This window comes from Sporosalibacterium faouarense (assembly GCF_016765695.1).
GTDB classification, from domain to species: Bacteria; Bacillota; Clostridia; order Tissierellales; family VENL01; genus Sporosalibacterium; species Sporosalibacterium faouarense.
On record NZ_JAETGO010000017.1, the window covers coordinates 107,052 to 126,808 of the forward strand.

The window sequence follows — 19,757 nt, forward strand, 5'->3', positions numbered from 1 at the left end:
CTCCTCTCATAACACAAATGTAGTATCAATTAGTTGATGTAGCTTTCCATTTACATAATGTTTCTTCGATAATATCTATTAATATAAATAGGGCAAAACCCAAAAGACTTATAACCACAATACCTGCATACATAGCCATATAGTCAATTCTCATCCATGAATCAAGAATATAATAACCAATGCCATATTGTGTTCCATAACCTTCTGAAAAGAACAGTATAGACAGTGCTGTCCCTATAGATAATCTTAGGTTAGTAAGCAGCGCAGGTAAAATAGCGGGAACTGTAATATTAATGAATACCTGTAATTTCGAAGCACCAAGGCTTGTTAAAGGATGGTAGGTTTCTGGAGAAATATTAAGAACAGCATCTTTCACCGCCACAATAACCTGGAATACTAATATAAAAACTATTAGAATAATTTTTGAACTATTTCCTAATCCAAATAGTAGCATCACTACAGGTAATAGAGCAGTTTTAGGTATAGGATATGTAAAATAGACTAAAGGGTTTAATAGCTTGCTACCTAGATTTGAATAAGCCATAATCAGACCTATAGAAATTCCTAATATTAATGCTATACCTAACCCGCTAAATATTCTATACAGACTGACAAGAACGTGGATATAGAGACTTTTACCATATAGATGGTTCATATTTAGATATACGTCTGTAGGTTTCGGCAATACTTTCATGCTAATGATGCTTGCAATAATATACCATAGAATATTGAATAGGATAAAGCCTTGTAAAAATGTCTTGATTTTTCTTAGTGACTTCATAATTTCCACCCCTTTTTAACAACATTTCTTAGATGGGCAGAGAGTTTATGAAATTCGTTATGTTCTCTTAAATTCTTAGTATTAAAAAGTGGGTTGTCTATAATTTCAACAATAGTGCCAGGACAGTGAGACATAATTACGATTTTCTTTCCCATATAGATAGCTTCTTCTATGCTATGAGTTGAAAATACAGTGGTAGTTTTATACTGATTCCACATATCAACGAATAACTCTTGTGCTTCTTCTCTTGTAAGAGCATCCAAAGCAGAAAAAGGCTCATCCATCAATAGTAAATCTGGACTCATTATAAAGGATCTAGCAATAGCAGCTCTCTGCTTTTGTCCTCCACTCAGTTCTCTTGGATATCTATCTCTTAATGAAGTAATATTTAACTTATCCATTATATAATCAATCCTCTCTATATGAGAGGAAGTGATAGCCTTTTCTTTAATTCTAAGAGATAGCAGACAATTTTTATAAACTGTCTTCCAAGCTAGTAGGCCAAAATTTTGAGGTATGAATCCAATATCATGTTTCTTAGGGTTGATCTTTTTACCATTAAGAGTTACTTGTCCCTGATAATCTTTTATAATTCCACTCAAGACATGTAAGAGTGTAGATTTACCACAGCCTGAGGGGCCTATAAGTGCATATATATCGCTGGAATCGACTTTCAAACTTATAGGACCTAGGGCGTGAACTGCTTTCTTGTCAGGGAGGTAACTAACAGATAGTTCATCTATTTCAAGCATAGAATACCTCCATAGTAGTACTAAAATTAATATTAAATACCAATGTTATCTAACAAATCCTCTGGCTTAAGGTCTTTATTTATTAAATCATTTTGTGTAGCCCAATCAATAACAGATTGTATCTCATCTTTAGAGGGGAGTTCATTTTTTCTAAATGTAGGTAGTTTGATTTCACCCTTCATTTCTTCAGGATATCCTACGATTTCAATAATTATATCTTCGTATTCATAAATAGGTGTATTGTTGATATAGTCTACAGCTTCATTGTATGCTCTATAGAAAGCTTTAATTTCATCAGCTTTTGTGTCAATTGATTCTTGAGTAAAAGTAGTAACTGAAGGATAGAACCCTTGTTCCATAGCACTTCCTAAAAGAATTCCACCATCTTTAATAGCTAGAGAAGAAAATGGCTCTGGAAGTAATGCTACATCTACCTTATCATTTCTTAACATTTCAAGTCTGGTAGGAACAGGTGGAATCATAGATTTTTCGATATCATTAGGATTCATACCATTCTTCTCCAATATTTTATCAAGAGTATATTCGATACAAGTTTTCTCAGAAATGGCTATACTTTTGCCAATAACATCATCTAAAGTTTTTATTTCAGATTTAGGATTTGCTATAAGCATGAAGTCGCCATCAGTAACACCTGTAATTTTCACATCGAAATCTGCATTTTGATATAGGCTGACTGCTATTTCATCACAAATAATTCCATCTAAATTTCCACCTTGAAAAGCTGCATCTCTATCTTTTGCACTCTTAAAAGGTTGAAAGTTAACTGTGATGCCTTCATCTTCAAAATATCCATTTTCAGTAGCCATAATAATTGGAATTGCATCCACTGAAGATATTGCCCCTATGTTTAAAGATTGACTTGAAGTATCAGTGCCCTTAGTTTCATTTGATGATGAACAAGCGGATAGTGATAAAATTAACAAACAAGAAACTAAAATCATAAGTACTTTTTTCATTCTATTATCCTCCTATGTTTTCAACTAATGTATTTTTAAAATTGTGAGATTATGTAAAACCTTTGAAAATATTAAAACAACCCATGAAGCTTATTATATAACTATAAAAATGATTGTAATTATTGTATTATATTGAATAGATTCCCATACTTACTTCAAAATAAGTTTAACATAGATTTATAAAAAATAATAGTCCTTGTATTAATATCGAAAAGCATGTAAAAGGTATAGTTGATATAAGAATAATTAATATATTTTGATAATTGAATAGATAGAATATTAAAATTCTTTGATAGATCTGTAAGATTACAGTATTGATACAACGGTATTCAGTTACGGTAAGATTTAATTTAAGAAAAAAGCAAATCAATTTTGCATGAATATATTTAGTTTGTAGATATTCAACTTTCTCAACTAATTAAATTTATCATATATGTAAACTATTGAAACTACTATTGAATAGATATAAGATTAGTATGGAGAAGATGATAAGAAAAAGTCGATTTTTAACAATCAATATATATCATAAAGAAGGTGAATTTAGAAATGTATAATAGTCTTCAAGACTTTATAACAGTATTAGAAGAAAAGAAACAACTTAAGAGAATTGGTGTAAAAGTAAATAGTGATTTAGAAATTACTGAAATAACCGATAGGGTGTCAAAGACATATGGGCCTTCACTATTATTTGAAAGAGTAGATGATTCTCCCTATCCTCTTTTGATCAATGCTTTTGGAACAGAGGAAAGGTTAAATCTTTCGCTTAGGGTAGATAATATTGACTCGATTGCTGAAGAGATTAAAAACTTTATTGATAGGTATAATTACAAGAGATCTCTAAATAATATTCCTAATGTGACATATTTAGATAATATAATTCCTAAAAAAGTTGACAGCGCTCCTTGTCAAGAAGTTGTTGAAGAACCGGATTTGTCTAAGCTTCCTATTTTAAAATGTTGGCCAGAAGATGGCGGAAAGTCCATTACTTTACCTTTAGTAATAACTAAAGATCCTGAAACAGGTATTCAAAATATGGGTATGTATAGGCTTCAGGTTTATGATAGTAAAACTACAGGCATGCACTGGCACTTACATAAGGATGGAAGAGAGGCATATAAAAAGTATAGAAAGTTAGGAGGTAAAATGCCTGTATCAGTGGCAATAGGAACTGACCCAGCAACTACTTATGCGGCTACAGCTCCCCTTCCAAAGGAAATAGATGAAATGGTATTTTCAGGATTTTTGAGAGAGCAACCACTTGAAATTGTTAAGTCAAGAACAAATGATATATATGTCCCTGCAAATGCAGAGTTTATTCTTGAAGGGTATGTTGATGTAAATGAGGAACTTAGAGAAGAGGGACCTTTTGGTAATCATACAGGGTACTATTCGTGCAAGGATTTGTATCCAGTATTCCATATTACATGTATAACTCATAAAAAAAATGCAGTGTATCCAACTACAATAGTAGGAAAGCCTCCAATGGAAAATTGCTATCTTGGAAAAGCTAGTCAAAGAATATTTTTACCTCTCTTAAAGATTCAGTTGCCAGAGATTGTAGATATCAATTCTCCTATTGAAGGAATTTTTAATAATTGCCTTATTGTGGCTATGAGAAAAAGTTACCCAGAACATGCTAAAAAGGTAATGGATGCTATTTGGGGCATGCGTAACATGATGTACACAAAAATGATTATTGTAGTAGATGAAAGTATAAGCCCGCATGATTTATCTACAGTAGCTTGGAAGGTTTTTAATAATATAGATGCGAAGAGAGATATAGTTATAGTTGAAGGACCCCTAGATGCATTGGATAATGCTTCAAATATGACTAAATATGGACACAAGATGGGTATAGATGCAACTAAAAAGTGGTATGATGAAGGACATGCTAGGAAATGGTCAAATGATGTTAAAATGACTGAAGATGTAAAGCGACTAGTTGACAGGAGGTGGAAAGAATATGGTTTTTAAAAAGATTAAAACCTATGGAAGTTTAGTGATGTTTTCACATACTATTTTTTCTTTGCCATTTGCATTTATTTCTATGTTAATTGCAGCAAATGGGATGCCAGATTTTAGTGTGTTCTTTTGGATAGCCGTTGCATTCTTAGGTGCAAGAACAGGTGCAAATGCAATTAATAGACTAATAGATAAAAAGATAGATGCAAAAAATCCAAGAACTTCCAACAGACATATGCCTAAAGGAATTGTGAAAAATTATGAAGTTATTATTATTACTGTAGTGAGTTTTCTGTTATTAAGCATAGCTGCATATATGCTTAATTCACTCTGTTTTATACTTTTACCAGTGGCAATAGTTTTGTTTCTTTTATATTCTTTTACTAAGAGATTTACCTGGGCATGTCATATTGTTCTTGGAGTAATAAGTGGAGGTGCTCCTGTGGGAGCTTGGATAGCTGTGACAGGAAGATTTGCATGGATTCCATTTATTTTAGGAGCTGCAAATGCCCTTTGGGTTTCTGGCTTTGATATAATATATGGATCTCAAGATATAGATTTTGACAGAAAAGAAGAGTTGTATTCTATACCATCAGTGTTTGGGGTAAAAACTGCATTATTAATATCAAAGTTATTCCATATTACAACTTTAGTTATTCTTTTATTTATTTATTTTATTGCAAATATGAGCTGGCTTTACTTAATAGGGTTAGGAGTTGTTGCGTGGCTTTTATACAAAGAACATTCTATGGTATCTCCTACAAATCTTTCAAATGTAAATATAGCTTCATATAGTATAAATCAGCTTGTGAGTATTGCGTTCTTAATATTCAGTACTGCAGATATATTTTTATTGAGATGATAATATAAGCAAATATAGATTAGATCTTAAGCATAAGTAGAAGTGTATATTTAAATCTATCTAAAGAAATGAGGAGAGAAAAGAATGTATCGTAATCTAGAAGAATGTATTATTGACTTAGAAAAATCAGGTCAATTAGTAAGGATACATGAAGAGGTGGATCCATATGTTGAAATAGCTGCTATACATAGGAGAGTTAATGGATCAGGGGGGCCAGCAATATTATTTGAAAATGTTAAAGGCTCTAAATTTCGAGCATTATCAAATCTATTCGGTAATCTTGAGAGAAGTAGGTATATTTTCAGAGATACATTAAAGGAAACGCAAAATGTAATTGAGCTAAGAAATAATCCTTTGAGTGCATTAAGAAATCCATTTAAGCATCTAAAAAGTGGTTTAATGGCTTCAAAGGCGCTTCCATTGAAAAGTATAAGAAATAAATTGTCTGATTTTGAAGAGATACAAATTTCAGATCTTCCTCTTATACATCACTGGCCAGATGATGGAGGAGCATTTATAACTTTACCTCAAGTATATACAGAAGATCCAGAAAAACCAGGGATTATGAATAGTAATTTAGGGATGTATCGTATTCAGTTAACAGGCAACGATTACATAATGAACAAGGAAGTAGGTCTACATTATCAAATACACCGTGGGATAGGAATTCATCAGGAAAAAGCAAATAGACTTGGTCATCCATTAAAAGTGAGCATCTTTATTGGGGGATCTCCCGCCCACACTTTAGCAGCCATAATGCCCTTACCAGAAGGATTAAGTGAAATGACCTTTGCTGGTCTTCTTGCTGGACGTAACTTTCGCTATTCCTACGTTGATGGTTACTGTATTAGTCTAGATGCTGACTTTGTTATTACAGGCGAGGTGTATCCTGGTGAAACTAAGCCAGAAGGGCCTTTTGGAGATCATATAGGTTACTATAGTCTTACTCATGATTTCCCTGTGATGAGGGTTCATAAAGTATTTGCAAAGCCTAATGCAATCTGGCCATTTACAGTTGTTGGTCGTCCGCCTCAAGAGGATACTGCTTTTGGAGAGCTTATTCATGAACTAACGGGGGATGCAGTAAAACAAGAAATTCCAGGAGTGAAGGAAGTTCATGCTGTAGATGCTGCGGGAGTACATCCATTGTTGTTTGCCATTGGCAGTGAACGTTATACACCATATCAAAATATAAAGCGACCAGCTGAGATATTGACCCTTGCAAATCGGATTTTAGGAACTGGGCAATTAAGTCTGGCTAAGTATCTATTCATAACAGCTGAAGACGATAGACCTCTAGATACTCATAAAGAGGTAGAGTTTTTAACATATATATTAGAACGAATTGATCTTCATCGAGACATTCATTTTCAAACAAAAACAACCCTGGATACTCTTGACTACTCTGGAACGGGATTGAATACAGGAAGTAAGGTAGTAATTGCTGCTTATGGAGACAAGAAAAGAGATTTATGTAGTGAAGTGCCGAAGATACTAACGGATATACCTAACTTTAAAAATCCGCGATTTGTTATGCCAGGAATTATTGCTATTGAAGGTCAAAAGTTTATAAATTATAAAGAATCAAAACAGGAGTTAGACAAGTTATGTTCATCAATAAAAGAAAGAGGAAAGATACCAGAATGCCCAATAATTATAGTTTGTGATGATAGCTCGTTTGTTAGTAGTTCTCTTCAAAACTTTTTTTGGACTACTTTCACAAGGAGTAATCCATCTCATGATATATATGGGGTTAATAGTTATTATGAAAATAAGCATTGGGGCTGTGACAATATGATTATAGATATACGAATAAAGCCACATCATGCGCCACCTTTAATTTCTGATCCAGAAGTTGAGAAGAAAATCGAACATTTGTTTGAAAATGGAGGAACTTTAAGTAGTATATCCAATAAAAAATAAAAGTGAATCTTCATTACTTATGCTAAGGTGAACCATAAATGACGGCGTTAACTATAAGGAAGTTTACAAGTATACATGTGGAGGTATGGAATGAATAAAATATTGGTTGTTGAAGATGAAGATATACTGCGTGAAGTAATAATAGACTATCTGATTGAAGATGGATATCAGGCATTAGAGGCTGCAGATGGAGAAAAAGCTTTAGAACTGTTTCAAACAAATTCTGTCGATTTAGTTATCTTAGACATTGTTTTACCAAAGATTGATGGTTGGTCAGTATGCCGTAGAATACGGAAAAATTCCAGTATTCCTATAATCATTTTAACTGCACGTTCAGATGAGGATGATTCTCTTTTAGGGTATGAACTCGGAGCAGATGATTATCTAATCAAACCATATAGCCCTAGGGTTTTAATGGCAAAAGTGAAGCGATTTCTTGAAAAATACTCAGGCAATATAGAAGGAATGTTGATATCGGCTGGTGGTATTATTATAAATCTGGGGTCAAGACTTGTTTCTGTAGATGGTGATGTTATTAATTTGACTCACACAGAATTTGAAATTCTCGCTTATTTAATGCAAAATAAAGGAATTGTTATTACCAGAAAGCAGCTAATCGTTAAAATATGGGGTTATGATTTTTATGGTGATGAAAAGACCGTGAATAGCCATATCAGGAATCTACGTGCTAAGCTAGGGAGTAGAGGTAGCTGTATTGTTACGGTTATTCGCTCAGGTTATAAATTTCAAGAGGAGTAGATATGAAAAAAAGTATTGTTTTTAAATGGTTTGTACTTACAACTCTATTATTTTCTACGATGTTTCTCTTTATTGGAATCATGCAAAATTACTTTTTTGAGAAATATTATATTAATAAAAAATTAGATGCTCTTAAAATGTACGCTAATGAGTACTCTGATATATCAGCAGAAAAGGGTACAGAAGTAGCATCAATGGAACTATATAAGAATAATCGTATCTGGATTACAAAACTGGATCAATATGGACGTATATGGGATGTAGAAAATTACTATATGGAAGTAAAATTGAAGAATGAATCCCAAGGTATTTTGCGAATACCAATGTACTCCTTCGAAGGAGAATTTTCTTCTGATGTACTTTCTTCACTAAAGGTTGGAGATGAGGTGATTATTGATACTGTAAATATTGCAGATGAAATCACACCTTATCTAATACAAACTGATACAATGGGAGTCGTAAATTTAAATATTGCAAATAAGATGCATGGCTCTAATGCCGATAAAGCATATAGTCATTTAAGCACTGGTCTATATAGGGGTAGGATAACAAAGACTGTATTTCCAGAACGAAGAGAGTATATTACTTTTCCTTACAATGAACGTTATTTTTTGGAGCAGGTAAAAGAATTTCAAGCCGGTCTATTAGCTGAAAATGCAAAACCTTTTAAGCATACAGAAGAGTTTAGTACAATAGAAAATTTTGCAGAATATAAGATAATAATTAAACCCATTGTTGAGAATGGAGTAGTGGGATATATTTTTGCTATGACTTCCCTTCAGCCAGTAGATGAAGCAATATCAGTTATAAGGCAATTCTATCCTTACTTTTTTGGATTTACTTTCCTAGGCATTATACTTTTAGCCTTTGTCTTTTCTAAGTGGCTAGCTAAACCGATGATATTGATTAATCAGATTACTGAGAAAATAGCAAACTTAGATTTCTCTGGAAAGCTACCAGTGAGTTCTGAGGATGAAATAGGTCAGTTATCTAGAAATATCAATCATTTATCAAGCCAGATGGAAGAGTATATTGGTCAATTGAAGAAGGATCTCGATAAAGAGAAGCAGTTAGAAAATACACGGAAGGAATTTATTGCTGGAGTATCTCATGAATTGAAAACACCTCTTGCTGTTATGAAAAGTTGTTTATCCATTTTTAAAGATGGAATTGCAACTGAGAAAAGGGAACACTATCTTCAGGCGATGGAAGATGAAATACAGAGAATGGATTTGCTGGTAGTAAATATGTTGGATTTAGCTAAGTTTGAATCCGGTACCTATAAGCCTGAAATGATTCCTTTTGAAATAGACAAAGTGATTACCCAAGTATGCAAGTCATTGAATGAGCAAATACAGGAGAAAAATATCTCTCTTATATCAAGAATCTGTTCTCAAATGGTGGTGGGTCACAAAGGTTTAATCAGTCGAGTTATTACTAACTTTCTCAGTAATGCAATTCGACATACAGAAAATGGACGTGCAATCGTGATTTCTGTGAATTGCAATGGAAAGACTGCAGAAATTAGCATAGAAAATCAAGGGAACTCGATATCAGAGGAAGGCAGAAAAAGGATATGGGACCAATTTTATCGTGTTGATGCAAGGTCCTCTAAAGCAGGTACGGGTCTTGGTCTTTCCATATCTAAGGAAATATTAAAGCTTCATAATTCAATTTATGGTGTAGAAAATACAAAAGATGGCGTTCGTTTTTTCTTTTCACTGCCAATACAATAGCAAAAACATATAGTTCAACTGAGATACACTTATTTAAATAACCCAATAATCCATTAAAAAGGCTATGAATATTTCTTCATGGCCTTTTTTGTGATGAATAAAAACAAAAAATATACTAACTTTATATTATCTGCACCTGTTCTGCATTTTACTGCTGTAATATTTATGTATCAAATAAAGAAAAGAGGGATTTTTTATGAAAAAATTAGTAATTAGTTTCTTGATAGGTATTCTTTTGATTAGTATGACTGCCTGCGGGAATGAAGCTGTTGAAAAGGATGTTAAAGCTAAGTTTAGCAACAGTGTATTTATTGGAGATTCCATTACAGAAGGATTTGCTTTTAATGAAATTCTACCTAAGGAAAATGTAATGGCAGGGGCAGGAGCTACAGCAGGTTATATCTATGAAGAATATATGAATAATCTAGCTCAAAATAAATGGGATAATGTCTTTATTATGTTAGGCTCTGATGACATGCTCATGCCTGTAGATGATCCTAAAGAATTGTTCAAAAATGATTTGATAAAGCTAATACAAAAGATAAATCTCGAACTACCTAACTCTAAAATATATATACAATCTATAACACCTGTAACACAGGATGCATTAAAACGAGAACCTCGCTATAAAAGGATAGAGGAGTATAACGTGCTTTTAAAAGAGTTGGCGGACAAATTATCTGTTACTTATGTAGATATAGGAGCATTATCAAAGGGAAAGCCTGATTTATTTGCTGAAGATGGTATCCATTTTAAGAAAGAATTCTATCAACTGTGGCTGAAGAAATTATCTAAATCATTATAGCGGAGGGATATATGGTTTTTAGCAGTCTATTTTTTATATTTGCTTTTTTACCAATTACAGTAATTTTATATTATTTATTTGGCAATCATTTAAAGAATATAATCCTGCTCACTGCAAGTCTATTTTTCTATGCATGGGGAGAACCTGTCTATGTGTTATTGATGTGCACTTCTATAATGGTTAATTACTGTATATGCATTCTCTTAGGTAGGGGTAAGGCCAGTAGACGAAAAAGGAAATTTCTTTTAATAATAAGCCTAGCGTTCAATTTAGGTTGTCTGGCTTATTTTAAATACTTTGGTATGATCATGAGTACAATAGGATCAATTGGTAATTGGAATTTGAATATAGGAACACCAGCGCTTCCCATAGGAATTTCCTTTTACACTTTTCAGATACTATCTTATGTGATTGATGTATATAGGGGGAAAATAAAGTCACAAAAAAACCTGACTCTTTTGTCTCTTTATATCACTATGTTCCCCCAATTGGTGGCAGGACCTATTGTGAACTATGGAGATATTGAACTACAGTTAGCTCATCGGAAAATGACCTTCAAGAAGTTTGCTTCTGGGCTGAGACGTTTCCTATGCGGTCTTGCAAAAAAAGTACTTCTTGCTAATAACATAGGGCTGTTATGGTCAGAAGTTAAAGCTATGCAAAGTATAGAAATTTCAGTGCTTATGTCATGGCTAGGAATTATTGCCTTTACATTACAAATTTATTTTGATTTTAGCGGCTATTCAGATATGGCTATCGGATTAGGAAAAATGTTTGGATTCCGTTTTAAGGAAAATTTCCAGTATCCATATATTTCTCAAAGCATCTCGGAGTTTTGGCGAAGATGGCATATTTCCCTAGGGTCGTGGTTTAAGGAATATGTGTATATTCCTTTTGGTGGGAACCGTGTCGGTAAGTGGAAAATGATACGGAACTTATTTCTCGTATGGTTTCTCACAGGCCTCTGGCATGGTGCAAGTTGGAATTTTGTTTTATGGGGTCTCTATTTTGGAACTTTAATATTAATGGAAAAATTATTTTTACAAAAAAGCATGATACGATGGCCAAAGGCTATTCGTCATATATATTTATTGATGTTTGTTGTTATAGGGTGGGTGTTTTTTGAATTTAGCAACCTGACTGATATATTAAATTTTCTACAGATCATGTTTGGAGTGGGAGACAATCCTATTATTGATAGTCAAGCAATTATAAAGCTAAAAACTTATATTTGTCTTTATATTCTTTGCATCATTGCTGCTTCACCTTGGCCTAAGAAACTGGCGTTATTATTTAAAAGAATACATTTTAAAATTTATAGATTAGCAATAAACTTGTACTATTGTTTACTAATGTTTCTTTCAACTGCTTATATTGTTTCTTCAACCTATAACCCATTTATATATTTTCGATTTTAACCTGGAGGATTAATATGAGAAAAAATAATAAAAAAAACTGTTCTATTATAGAAAATATAGTATCTATGCTTCCAATTTTATTTATACTTACTATGTTTATATTACATCTGGTTATGCCGAATAAAACCTTTTCGAAAGAGGAACAACGTTACTTAGCACAATGGCCTGATTTCTATATTGAAAAAGTAATAGATGGCAGTTATGAGACTAAAGTTGAAGCATATTTTTCAGATCAGTTTCCTTTTCGAAACTTTTGGGTTCATATTCAGGAGGATTTTAACGAAATTTTTCACAAAGTAAATTGAGATAGGGTACCCTAGATGAAGGGGTATCCTATTTTATACTTTACTAAAAAATTCTCTAGGAATCGCATGTTTTTATCTAGGTAGCTGAGAATACCACACCTTTTAAATAAAATGAAAGTGGTGGCTGAATCAGATTCTTTTTTCACCCTCTTAAACAAACGTCCGTTCTGTTGCTTGGATTTTGTGCTATAATATTTGTATAGCTTGTATGGTGAGGAGGTAAAAATGTGAATCAGAAATTAACTTTTAAATTTAGACCTAGACTTGATAAACTTAGGGAAGATATCATTAAAGAGTTGTCATTTCATACTATAAAGTTATATAATATTGTAAATTATAACCTAAGGGTTCAAAGTTTGCAATATTTTGTTTAATAAAAATGTAATTAATACTGAAAATAAAGGAAGATTAAATGATTAATAAATTTTTAAATAATAATTATGAAGAATATAAAGTAGATATAACTTCAGAACATATTAACCAAATTAACGACAAAATAAAGAAAACAAATTATAAACGGTTACTTATATTCAGTATTCTTACTACCGTTCTTGAAGTGATATTAATTATTTTTAACGATATACCAGTAATATTTAAAGGCAATGGCAATGTATTTATTGGTAAAATGTATCTACTTTTTCATTCTTTGATTTTGATTACAAGCTCAACTGTACTTATATTGTTACGAATATATAAGAAAAAGCGAAGCAGTAAAATATATAATTTTATTGCTGAAACAACTGTATTGCTTGGCATGACGTGTATGGCATTTATAGGAGCACTCGATCAAATTACAATTGGACAGATAACATCATATATTACAATTTTAATTATATGTGGAATTGCTATTTTAATTAAACCGCCAAAAAATTATTTAGTATATTCCGTACCTCATCTTATATTTCTATACCTAACATTTAGGTTTCAAGAGAATCAAAATATTCTTTTAGATATTGTTGTAAATAGCACCATGTATTATATCTGTGTTTTGCTAATATCGAAAGTGATTTATGAAAATCAAGTGGAACATATAGTAAAAAATATAGTTTTAGAAGCAACAAATAAAAAACTTGAATATATTTCCAACTATGACTTTTTAACTAATTTATTTAACAGAAGATACTTTGAAGATGTTATAAAGACAAAGATTACAGAAGATAAGAATTATGAAAAGAAAGAAATTGCTATAGGAGTAATGGATATTGATCATTTTAAGTCTGTTAATGATAAATATGGACATAAAGCTGGGGACATTGTACTGCAGGAAGTTGCAAAAATAATCACTGAGAATATTGGAGATACTGACTTGACTGCAAGATGGGGCGGAGAAGAATTTATCATATTATTTGCAGATAAATCAATTGAAAGCTGTGAAACCATTGCTAATAAAATACGAGAAGAAATAGAAAGAAATGATGTGTTATTTGATAATAGCTCCATTTGTGTTACAGCAAGTTTTGGACTAACCAAATTTGAGGGAAATACAGAAAAAGATTTTTCAAATGGTTTCAAGAAAGCTGACGAGGCACTTTATCTAGCTAAAAAGAATGGGAGAAATAGAATTGAGTGTCTATATTAATTTTATGAAAAGAACAATGAAGGCAAATAATTTCATTAAAAAAATTAAGAATTGAAAACTAATATTATCAATAGTAAGAAATAAAGATGATTTTTCTTTGAATCTAATTATTTTTCGTGATACAATTAGAAAAAAATAAAGTGAGGATATAGCATGACCAAACATCGCATCTATACAATGAGTTTCGCAAATGTCTATCCCCATTATGTTAGGAAGGCAGAGAAAAAAGGACGTACGAAAGAAGAAGTCGATGAAATTATCAGTTGGTTGACAGGATATAATCAGAAAGAATTAGAAGCTCAACTGGAAAAACAGACAGACTTTGAAACTTTTTTTGCCAAGGCTCCCCAAATGAATCCTTTGAGGACTTTGATTAAAGGGAAGGTTTGTGGTGTGCGAGTGGAAGATATCGAAGAACCAACTATGCAAGAAATTCGTTATTTAGATAAGCTAATCGACGAGTTAGCAAAGGGAAAAGTAATGGATAAAATTTTGCGGAAATGATAAGTAGAAAGGAATGAATCTAAGCAAATTGCTTAGATTCATTCCTTTTTTATTGAAATAGTAAACTTTTGCAGGGATGAAATTGAAGTAATATTCTGTTTTATTTTACTTAAGTCCCATATATAATTGAACTAAGCACGGGGTACAAATATTATGTTAAAGAAATAGATAACCTATTACAACATTAGGGGGAAATCATATGATTCAGCTAACATTAAGACAGCGACAGATTATAGAGGATTTATTAAACCAAACTACTCCAGTGTCTGCTAAAGACCTTGCAGACAAATTTAATATTAGTGTGAGAACCATAAGATATGATCTGGATTCTATTGAAGATTGGCTTAAAAGTCACAGTGTATCTCTAATGAAGAAACCTAATGTAGGAATTTGGGTAGAATTATCAGATGATTATAAAGAATCTATTAAAAATAAAATTGAGTATGATAAGCCAGATAATAAAGTTCTTTCAAAAAATGAAAGACATCACCATATTTTATTAGAGCTGCTTAAGACCATAAATCCAATTACAGCAGAGTATCTATCTAATATATTAGGTGTTAGTAGGACAACAGTGATGAAAGACTTAAAGGATATAAAAAAAGAATTAAAAAGATATGATATAGGTCTAAAAAGTAAGCAAAGAGTAGGATATATGATAACCGGAAATGAAAAAAGGATAAGAAAATTTATTGGAGATATTCTTCTTAATTCCTTAAATAGGCATGAACTACTAGAAATTATAAAGCTAGTTGGAAATAATCAAAAACGAAATGAAGTATCCTTTGATATTGAAGCATTAAAAGGATTATCATCAAAAATAGATATAAATGATATAAAAAAGGCTGTAAAATCAGGGAGGAAAGTATGCGATTTTAGTATTCCTGATAGCTCCTATATATCACTTTTAGTGCATATAACAATAGCTGTCGATAGACTACTTAAGGGGCAACAAATTGAACTAGCCAAAGATAAAATAGCATCGGTAAAGGAACAGAAAGAATATATGATTGCCTCAGAGATAGGAAAGTCATTATCAGAAATATTTGATGTTAAAGTCCCCGATGCTGAAATAGCTAATATTACAATTCATCTTATTTCATCAAACTTGAAACTTAAATACTTGTACAATGAAGATTTTTTTCTAATTCAAAATAGGTTAGATAAGACTATAGAGGATATGATCAAAGAAATAAAGGAATATATCGGATTAAATGATTATAATATGGAGAAGCTTAAGGCTGATCTATTATCCCATCTCAAATTAACCCTAAAAAAATATGACTTAAATATTATTCCAGAGAATCCGCTAATTAATGAGATAAAAGCAAATTATACTAAAGCATTTGACTTAGCTAAAAAGATGGCCACTGTGTTTCACCATAAGATGGAAATAGAACTTCCGGAAAGTGAAATTGGATATATAGCTTTACACTTAGCTGCTCAACTAGAAGTGGCAAGTTCAAAAGTAAATAAAAAAGCTTTAGTAGTTTGTACAACAGGTAAGGGATCAGCTAAAATCCTTGCAGTTAAGTTAAAAAATAATATTCCAGAGCTTGAAATAAAAGATACTGTTTCAATATTCGAGTTAGAGGATAAGGATTATTTACTAGATGATGTTGATTTTGCAATCAGTACAATAAATATAAAGACTACTGATAAGCCTGTTATAAAGGTAAGTCCTCTAATATCAAATGCCGAATTAAATAGAATAAAGGACTTCGTTTACAAAGGAAAGGTTGAAGCTTTGAATAGGGAGAATGAACATAAGAATTATATGCTTGAGTCTATAATGAATGTTATTGATAAATACATTTCTAGGGAGGATAAACCAAAGTTAAGGACTGAGCTTGGATATGTAACTGATTTTTTTATAAATAGTTCAAACAAAGTAACTAAAGAGTCAAGTATAACAGAAAACTTTTCTAGAAACATAGCAACCATTTTAGTAGAGATAGGGAACATGATAATTGAAATTACTAGTAAGGATAGTATGGACTATGATCTATCAACTCTATGGGGTGTTATTGTTCATGTAGTTATGGCAGTTCCAAGATGGGAAGCTGGCGAATTTAACAGAGAAGTTAATATAGACAAGTATAGAAAGGAGAATAAAGAATTATTTAATACTGTTAGGAAAACCTTTAATCTAATTGGTGACAAATATGATTTTAGAATACCAGATAGTGAAGTTGTAGCTATAATTAGATATTTAATATAAGTGAGGTGGCAGAATGAGAGACTGTTTATTAATAAAAAGTGGTACCCTTTTAGATGTTGAAAGTGGATTTAAATATTTAAAAAAAGATATATATATTGAAGATGGGATTATTAAGGAAATAGGAGATGACCTCCTAGACTTTAAGGATAACTGTAGCATATTACAGTTAGATGGTGAAATAGTGTCTCCAGGGTTTATTGATATTCATACCCATGTATATAATGGGGCTGGATTAGGAATTGATCCAGATATTGTTGGCATAAAGTCAGGGGTTACAACTTTGTTTGATGCTGGAAGTTCTGGAGCTAAGAATTTCAAGGATTTTTATGAAGGAACTATTGAGAAAAGCAAGACAGGAGTGATTTCCCTACTAAATATTGCTTATTCGGGTCTGGAACAGCTGAGATATGAAATAGCTGATCCTAAAAACATTATTATAGAGGCCACTAAGAATGTGGTGGAGGAAAATAGGGATTATATAAAAGGCATTAAAGCCAGAGCGAGCGCATCAACTGTTGGAGATTTAGGAATAAAACCTATTGAAATAGCAAAGCAAGTAGCTTCAGATTTAGGTATTCCTTTAGTAGTTCATATTGGAAACTATCCTCCTAAAATTGAGGATGTACTAAAGCTAATGGATAGCGGAGATGTAATAACTCATTGCTTCCATGGAAAACCTAATGGACTTCTTAATGAAAATGGAGACATTAAGGATGAGACCTTAGAAGCATTGAAAAGGGGCGTGTTATTTGATATTGGGCATGGAACTTCAAGCTTTAACTTTAATATTGCAGAAAAGGCAATTAGTAAAGGATTCTACCCCCACATAATAAGTACAGATATATATAAGCAAAACTACAATGGTCCTGTATACAGTCTTCCTGTAACCATTAATAAAATGATGGCCCTTGGAATGTCTTTAGAGGATTGTATTAGTAAAGTAACCACTGTACCTGCTAATACTTTTAATCTAAATAATATTGGTATGTTAAATAGAGGATATAAGGCAGACATAACTATCTTTAAGATTAATAATTCTCCTATGGAACTAGAAGACTCAGAGGGAAATGTTAGAGAAACTAATAAGCATATTGAAGTAAAATATGCAATTAAAAATGGAGAGTTAAATAGACTCTAAGATATTATGTGGGGGTGATTATTATGAAAACATTAAATAAATTAAAGAAGAAATTAAATATAAAAGATGAGGATTTTGAAGAAATAGTATTTGAAATTAATAGGATTAATAAAAAACTTAAGGGAGAAAATATTATATTAAACGAACAACTTGAGATAGGATTATATTCCCATATAATTAGTTTTATTAATAGATTAAGGGATAGTGAGAAGATTATGTCAATCAGTGATGAGGTATTATCCCAACTTGACGAGGATTCAATAGAATTATCAAAAACAATTTTAGAACCCTTATTTATCAAGTATGATGTTCCAATAGATATGTCAGAGGTTGCATTAGTAGCAATTCATTTGCAAACTGCAAGGGAAAATAGTATGAAAGGAGGGGAAAACTAAATGAGTGACCAAATAGTGGTTGTAATAGGAGATAGATTAGGAAAGGGTCAAAAGGTAGCAAAAGGGATTGAATCAGCTGGTGGAAAAGCAATAGTAATTCCAGGTATGGCAGCAGATATGAAGCTAGGAGATGTCATGAATGAAGAAAATGCAGATTTAGGGCTTAGTTTCTGTGGAAGCGGAGGAGCAGGTGCTCTAATGGCTTCAAACAAGTATGGTTATAAATCTAAGCATCATCTCCGCTCAGTTGACTCAGGAGTTACAGCATTAAAAGAAGGAGCAAAAGTACTAGGATTTGGATTCTTAGATAGTGAAGAATTAGGTAGAAGAATTGTGGAAGAATATATAAGACTTCATAAGAAAGGGTAATTTCTATGACAGGGAAACAGTGTATGGAAACTATTGAAAAAGAATTTATTATTGAGGCATCAGGAAAATCAAGTGAAGAAGCTATAGGAAGTATATTTGGAAAGCTTAGAAAGCAAATATACAGTGAAGTGAAAGGTTCTGTTTTACACATGGAGCCCCTGGAAGTCTACAAGGTGTCAAAGGATAAAAAAGAATATATAGAAAAATTTTTATGGGTTTTCATGCCACGGAAAAAAGTGGAGTATAAAATCAAGCTTAAAATTATTGTTTTAATTAAATATATACCAAATTAAAAAAAGAGGGGGAGAGAGTATTGTTAGGAATTATAATTAAGTCACTAATAATAGGGGCCCTAGGTGGTGCAGCTATAGCAGCTGGTGCTGCTAGAATGTTCCATGCACCAAAGGTTCAATCAATGGGAGCCTTTAGAACATTAGGGGAATTAAATGCATGTAAAGGTGATCCTGTAACACATTTTTCATTCGGTTTAGGCTTTTTATTTAATGCTGCAGCTTCGGTAGTAGCAGCTGGTGCTTTAACCCAGGATGCATTACATAGAGTTATACCAAACTGGGCAGCTGGCTCATTATTACTAAAGAATAAGAAAGTTGAGGAGACTATGCATGATCCTGCAAAAATGCTATTTGCAGGAGCTATATCAGGAGCTATAGTAGTTGTATTCTTAAATACATTAGCTTCAATAATCCCTGAATCTATGGCAGTTATTGGAAGAAATATATTAGGTCCTGCCGCTAGTTTAATGATTAATCCAGTTATGCCTATTATATTTTGGTTGGCAGCCTTAGATGCTGGTAAGACAACAGGTATCTGGGGAACAATTTTAGGTGGATTAGCCCATATGATAATGGGAAATGCTGTACCTGGTATAGTTTTAGGTATACTTATAGGACAATCAATTGAAGAACACGGATACATTAAGTCTACACAAGTAATGATAGCAATTGTTACAGTGCTATTTATAATCATTGCATACTTTAGAGATTTCTTTGATAAGATAATCGCATTATTCTAAGGGGGAATAATAATATGGATAACGTAAAAATCCGCAATGGAGGTTTCATGGATAGATTAAGAGAAGTGCTTTTACAATCATATACATTTCCAATATTAGTTGCATTGGCATCTGCAGCAATTTTTGCTGGAACTCATATGTATGTAACCCATAATGTGGGAGCATTTAATGAAATATTTGTTGTACAGATGCTAGATGAAGGATTAGTTGGAGGAGACTATGCAGCTGCAGCAGGGTT

Annotated in this window: 21 protein-coding genes; 18 read left to right on the plus strand and 3 right to left on the minus strand. The window is 32.2% G+C overall.

Translation table 11 applies throughout. From position 1 onward, the window contains the following. Nucleotides 1–25 precede the first annotated feature (25 nt). The 3 genes from JMO20_RS02285 to JMO20_RS02295 are packed head-to-tail and all read right to left on the minus strand — an operon-like array spanning nt 26 to nt 2,510. Nucleotides 26–781: an ABC transporter permease gene (locus JMO20_RS02285; protein ID WP_202707785.1), complete on the minus strand. Its 756-nt coding sequence runs from the start codon at nt 779–781 to the stop codon at nt 26–28. Then, the gene (locus JMO20_RS02290) at nt 778–1,533 is read right to left on the minus strand and encodes an ABC transporter ATP-binding protein (RefSeq protein ID WP_202707787.1); all 756 of its coding nucleotides are present in this window, start codon (nt 1,531–1,533) and stop codon (nt 778–780) included. The genes JMO20_RS02285 and JMO20_RS02290 overlap by 4 nt, the downstream gene beginning before the upstream one ends. A gap of 32 nt (nt 1,534–1,565) precedes the next feature. Then, nucleotides 1,566–2,510, minus strand: a complete 945-nt coding sequence (locus tag JMO20_RS02295) for an ABC transporter substrate-binding protein (protein ID WP_202707789.1) — start codon at nt 2,508–2,510, stop codon at nt 1,566–1,568. Between the two features lie 546 nt (nt 2,511–3,056). Between JMO20_RS02295 and JMO20_RS02300 the strand changes: the two genes are divergently transcribed. From JMO20_RS02300 to JMO20_RS02385, 18 genes are all read left to right on the plus strand, one after another. Next, nucleotides 3,057–4,484 carry a menaquinone biosynthesis decarboxylase gene (locus JMO20_RS02300; RefSeq protein WP_202707791.1) on the plus strand — a complete coding sequence of 476 codons (1,428 nt, stop codon included), beginning with the start codon at nt 3,057–3,059 and terminating at the stop codon, nt 4,482–4,484. Then, entirely contained in the window at nt 4,474–5,334 is an 861-nt protein-coding gene (locus JMO20_RS02305) for a UbiA-like polyprenyltransferase (protein ID WP_202707793.1), read from the plus strand. Before JMO20_RS02300 ends, JMO20_RS02305 begins: the two co-directional genes overlap by 11 nt. An 84-nt stretch (nt 5,335–5,418) precedes the next feature. Then, nucleotides 5,419–7,257, plus strand: coding sequence for a UbiD family decarboxylase (locus tag JMO20_RS02310; protein WP_202707795.1), 1,839 nt, complete (start codon nt 5,419–5,421; stop codon nt 7,255–7,257). A gap of 75 nt (nt 7,258–7,332) precedes the next feature. Continuing rightward, nucleotides 7,333–8,016, plus strand: a complete 684-nt coding sequence (locus JMO20_RS02315; RefSeq protein ID WP_279380037.1) for a response regulator transcription factor — start codon at nt 7,333–7,335, stop codon at nt 8,014–8,016. A 2-nt stretch (nt 8,017–8,018) separates the two neighbouring features. After that, nucleotides 8,019–9,752 carry a sensor histidine kinase gene (locus JMO20_RS02320; protein WP_202707797.1) on the plus strand — a complete coding sequence of 578 codons (1,734 nt, stop codon included), beginning with the start codon at nt 8,019–8,021 and terminating at the stop codon, nt 9,750–9,752. Between the two features lie 196 nt (nt 9,753–9,948). Continuing rightward, on the plus strand, nt 9,949–10,557 hold the full coding sequence (locus JMO20_RS02325) for a GDSL-type esterase/lipase family protein (RefSeq protein WP_202707799.1): 609 nt from the start codon (nt 9,949–9,951) through the stop codon (nt 10,555–10,557). A gap of 11 nt (nt 10,558–10,568) precedes the next feature. Beyond that, nucleotides 10,569–11,975, plus strand: a complete 1,407-nt coding sequence (locus tag JMO20_RS02330) for an MBOAT family O-acyltransferase (protein ID WP_202707801.1) — start codon at nt 10,569–10,571, stop codon at nt 11,973–11,975. A gap of 14 nt (nt 11,976–11,989) precedes the next feature. Next, nucleotides 11,990–12,280 (plus strand): DHHW family protein, encoded by a 291-nt coding sequence (locus tag JMO20_RS02335; RefSeq protein ID WP_202707803.1) that lies wholly within the window; start codon nt 11,990–11,992, stop codon nt 12,278–12,280. Between the two features lie 227 nt (nt 12,281–12,507). After that, nucleotides 12,508–12,654 carry a hypothetical protein gene (locus JMO20_RS02340; RefSeq protein WP_202707806.1) on the plus strand — a complete coding sequence of 49 codons (147 nt, stop codon included), beginning with the start codon at nt 12,508–12,510 and terminating at the stop codon, nt 12,652–12,654. Nucleotides 12,655–12,692: 38 nt separating this feature from the next. After that, nucleotides 12,693–13,859: a GGDEF domain-containing protein gene (locus JMO20_RS02345; RefSeq protein WP_202707807.1), complete on the plus strand. Its 1,167-nt coding sequence runs from the start codon at nt 12,693–12,695 to the stop codon at nt 13,857–13,859. Between the two features lie 177 nt (nt 13,860–14,036). Beyond that, nucleotides 14,037–14,363: a DUF2200 domain-containing protein gene (locus JMO20_RS02350; protein WP_279380038.1), complete on the plus strand. Its 327-nt coding sequence runs from the start codon at nt 14,037–14,039 to the stop codon at nt 14,361–14,363. Nucleotides 14,364–14,562: 199 nt separating this feature from the next. Next, on the plus strand, nt 14,563–16,584 hold the full coding sequence (locus tag JMO20_RS02355) for a BglG family transcription antiterminator (protein WP_202707811.1): 2,022 nt from the start codon (nt 14,563–14,565) through the stop codon (nt 16,582–16,584). Nucleotides 16,585–16,597: 13 nt separating this feature from the next. Continuing rightward, nucleotides 16,598–17,722: an amidohydrolase/deacetylase family metallohydrolase gene (locus JMO20_RS02360; RefSeq protein WP_202707813.1), complete on the plus strand. Its 1,125-nt coding sequence runs from the start codon at nt 16,598–16,600 to the stop codon at nt 17,720–17,722. Between the two features lie 23 nt (nt 17,723–17,745). Continuing rightward, on the plus strand, nt 17,746–18,117 hold the full coding sequence (locus JMO20_RS02365) for a PRD domain-containing protein (protein ID WP_202707817.1): 372 nt from the start codon (nt 17,746–17,748) through the stop codon (nt 18,115–18,117). Beyond that, entirely contained in the window at nt 18,118–18,486 is a 369-nt protein-coding gene (locus JMO20_RS02370) for a glycine-rich SFCGS family protein (protein ID WP_202707819.1), read from the plus strand. A 5-nt stretch (nt 18,487–18,491) separates the two neighbouring features. Beyond that, the gene (locus JMO20_RS02375) at nt 18,492–18,779 is read left to right on the plus strand and encodes a DUF4312 family protein (protein ID WP_207753410.1); all 288 of its coding nucleotides are present in this window, start codon (nt 18,492–18,494) and stop codon (nt 18,777–18,779) included. Between the two features lie 20 nt (nt 18,780–18,799). Next, nucleotides 18,800–19,519 (plus strand): DUF4311 domain-containing protein, encoded by a 720-nt coding sequence (locus tag JMO20_RS02380; protein ID WP_202707822.1) that lies wholly within the window; start codon nt 18,800–18,802, stop codon nt 19,517–19,519. 14 nt (nt 19,520–19,533) lie between these two features. Beyond that, nucleotides 19,534–19,757, plus strand: a 224-nt coding sequence (locus JMO20_RS02385; RefSeq protein WP_243414608.1) for a DUF4310 family protein, incomplete at its 3' end; no start/stop codon positions are given.

Bases quoted from the DNA above. Each gene is read 5' to 3' on its own strand.
- JMO20_RS02285 (WP_202707785.1), bottom strand. From the start codon at position 781: ATGAAGTCACTAAGAAAAATCAAGACATTTTTACAAGGCTTTATCCTA.
- JMO20_RS02290 (WP_202707787.1), bottom strand. From the start codon at position 1,533: ATGCTTGAAATAGATGAACTATCTGTTAGTTACCTCCCTGACAAGAAA.
- JMO20_RS02295 (WP_202707789.1), bottom strand. From the start codon at position 2,510: ATGAAAAAAGTACTTATGATTTTAGTTTCTTGTTTGTTAATTTTATCA.
- JMO20_RS02300 (WP_202707791.1), top strand. From the start codon at position 3,057: ATGTATAATAGTCTTCAAGACTTTATAACAGTATTAGAAGAAAAGAAA.
- JMO20_RS02305 (WP_202707793.1), top strand. From the start codon at position 4,474: ATGGTTTTTAAAAAGATTAAAACCTATGGAAGTTTAGTGATGTTTTCA.
- JMO20_RS02310 (WP_202707795.1), top strand. From the start codon at position 5,419: ATGTATCGTAATCTAGAAGAATGTATTATTGACTTAGAAAAATCAGGT.
- JMO20_RS02315 (WP_279380037.1), top strand. From the start codon at position 7,333: ATGTGGAGGTATGGAATGAATAAAATATTGGTTGTTGAAGATGAAGAT.
- JMO20_RS02320 (WP_202707797.1), top strand. From the start codon at position 8,019: ATGAAAAAAAGTATTGTTTTTAAATGGTTTGTACTTACAACTCTATTA.
- JMO20_RS02325 (WP_202707799.1), top strand. From the start codon at position 9,949: ATGAAAAAATTAGTAATTAGTTTCTTGATAGGTATTCTTTTGATTAGT.
- JMO20_RS02330 (WP_202707801.1), top strand. From the start codon at position 10,569: ATGGTTTTTAGCAGTCTATTTTTTATATTTGCTTTTTTACCAATTACA.
- JMO20_RS02335 (WP_202707803.1), top strand. From the start codon at position 11,990: ATGAGAAAAAATAATAAAAAAAACTGTTCTATTATAGAAAATATAGTA.
- JMO20_RS02345 (WP_202707807.1), top strand. From the start codon at position 12,693: ATGATTAATAAATTTTTAAATAATAATTATGAAGAATATAAAGTAGAT.
- JMO20_RS02350 (WP_279380038.1), top strand. From the start codon at position 14,037: ATGAGTTTCGCAAATGTCTATCCCCATTATGTTAGGAAGGCAGAGAAA.
- JMO20_RS02355 (WP_202707811.1), top strand. From the start codon at position 14,563: ATGATTCAGCTAACATTAAGACAGCGACAGATTATAGAGGATTTATTA.
- JMO20_RS02360 (WP_202707813.1), top strand. From the start codon at position 16,598: ATGAGAGACTGTTTATTAATAAAAAGTGGTACCCTTTTAGATGTTGAA.
- JMO20_RS02365 (WP_202707817.1), top strand. From the start codon at position 17,746: ATGAAAACATTAAATAAATTAAAGAAGAAATTAAATATAAAAGATGAG.
- JMO20_RS02370 (WP_202707819.1), top strand. From the start codon at position 18,118: ATGAGTGACCAAATAGTGGTTGTAATAGGAGATAGATTAGGAAAGGGT.
- JMO20_RS02375 (WP_207753410.1), top strand. From the start codon at position 18,492: ATGACAGGGAAACAGTGTATGGAAACTATTGAAAAAGAATTTATTATT.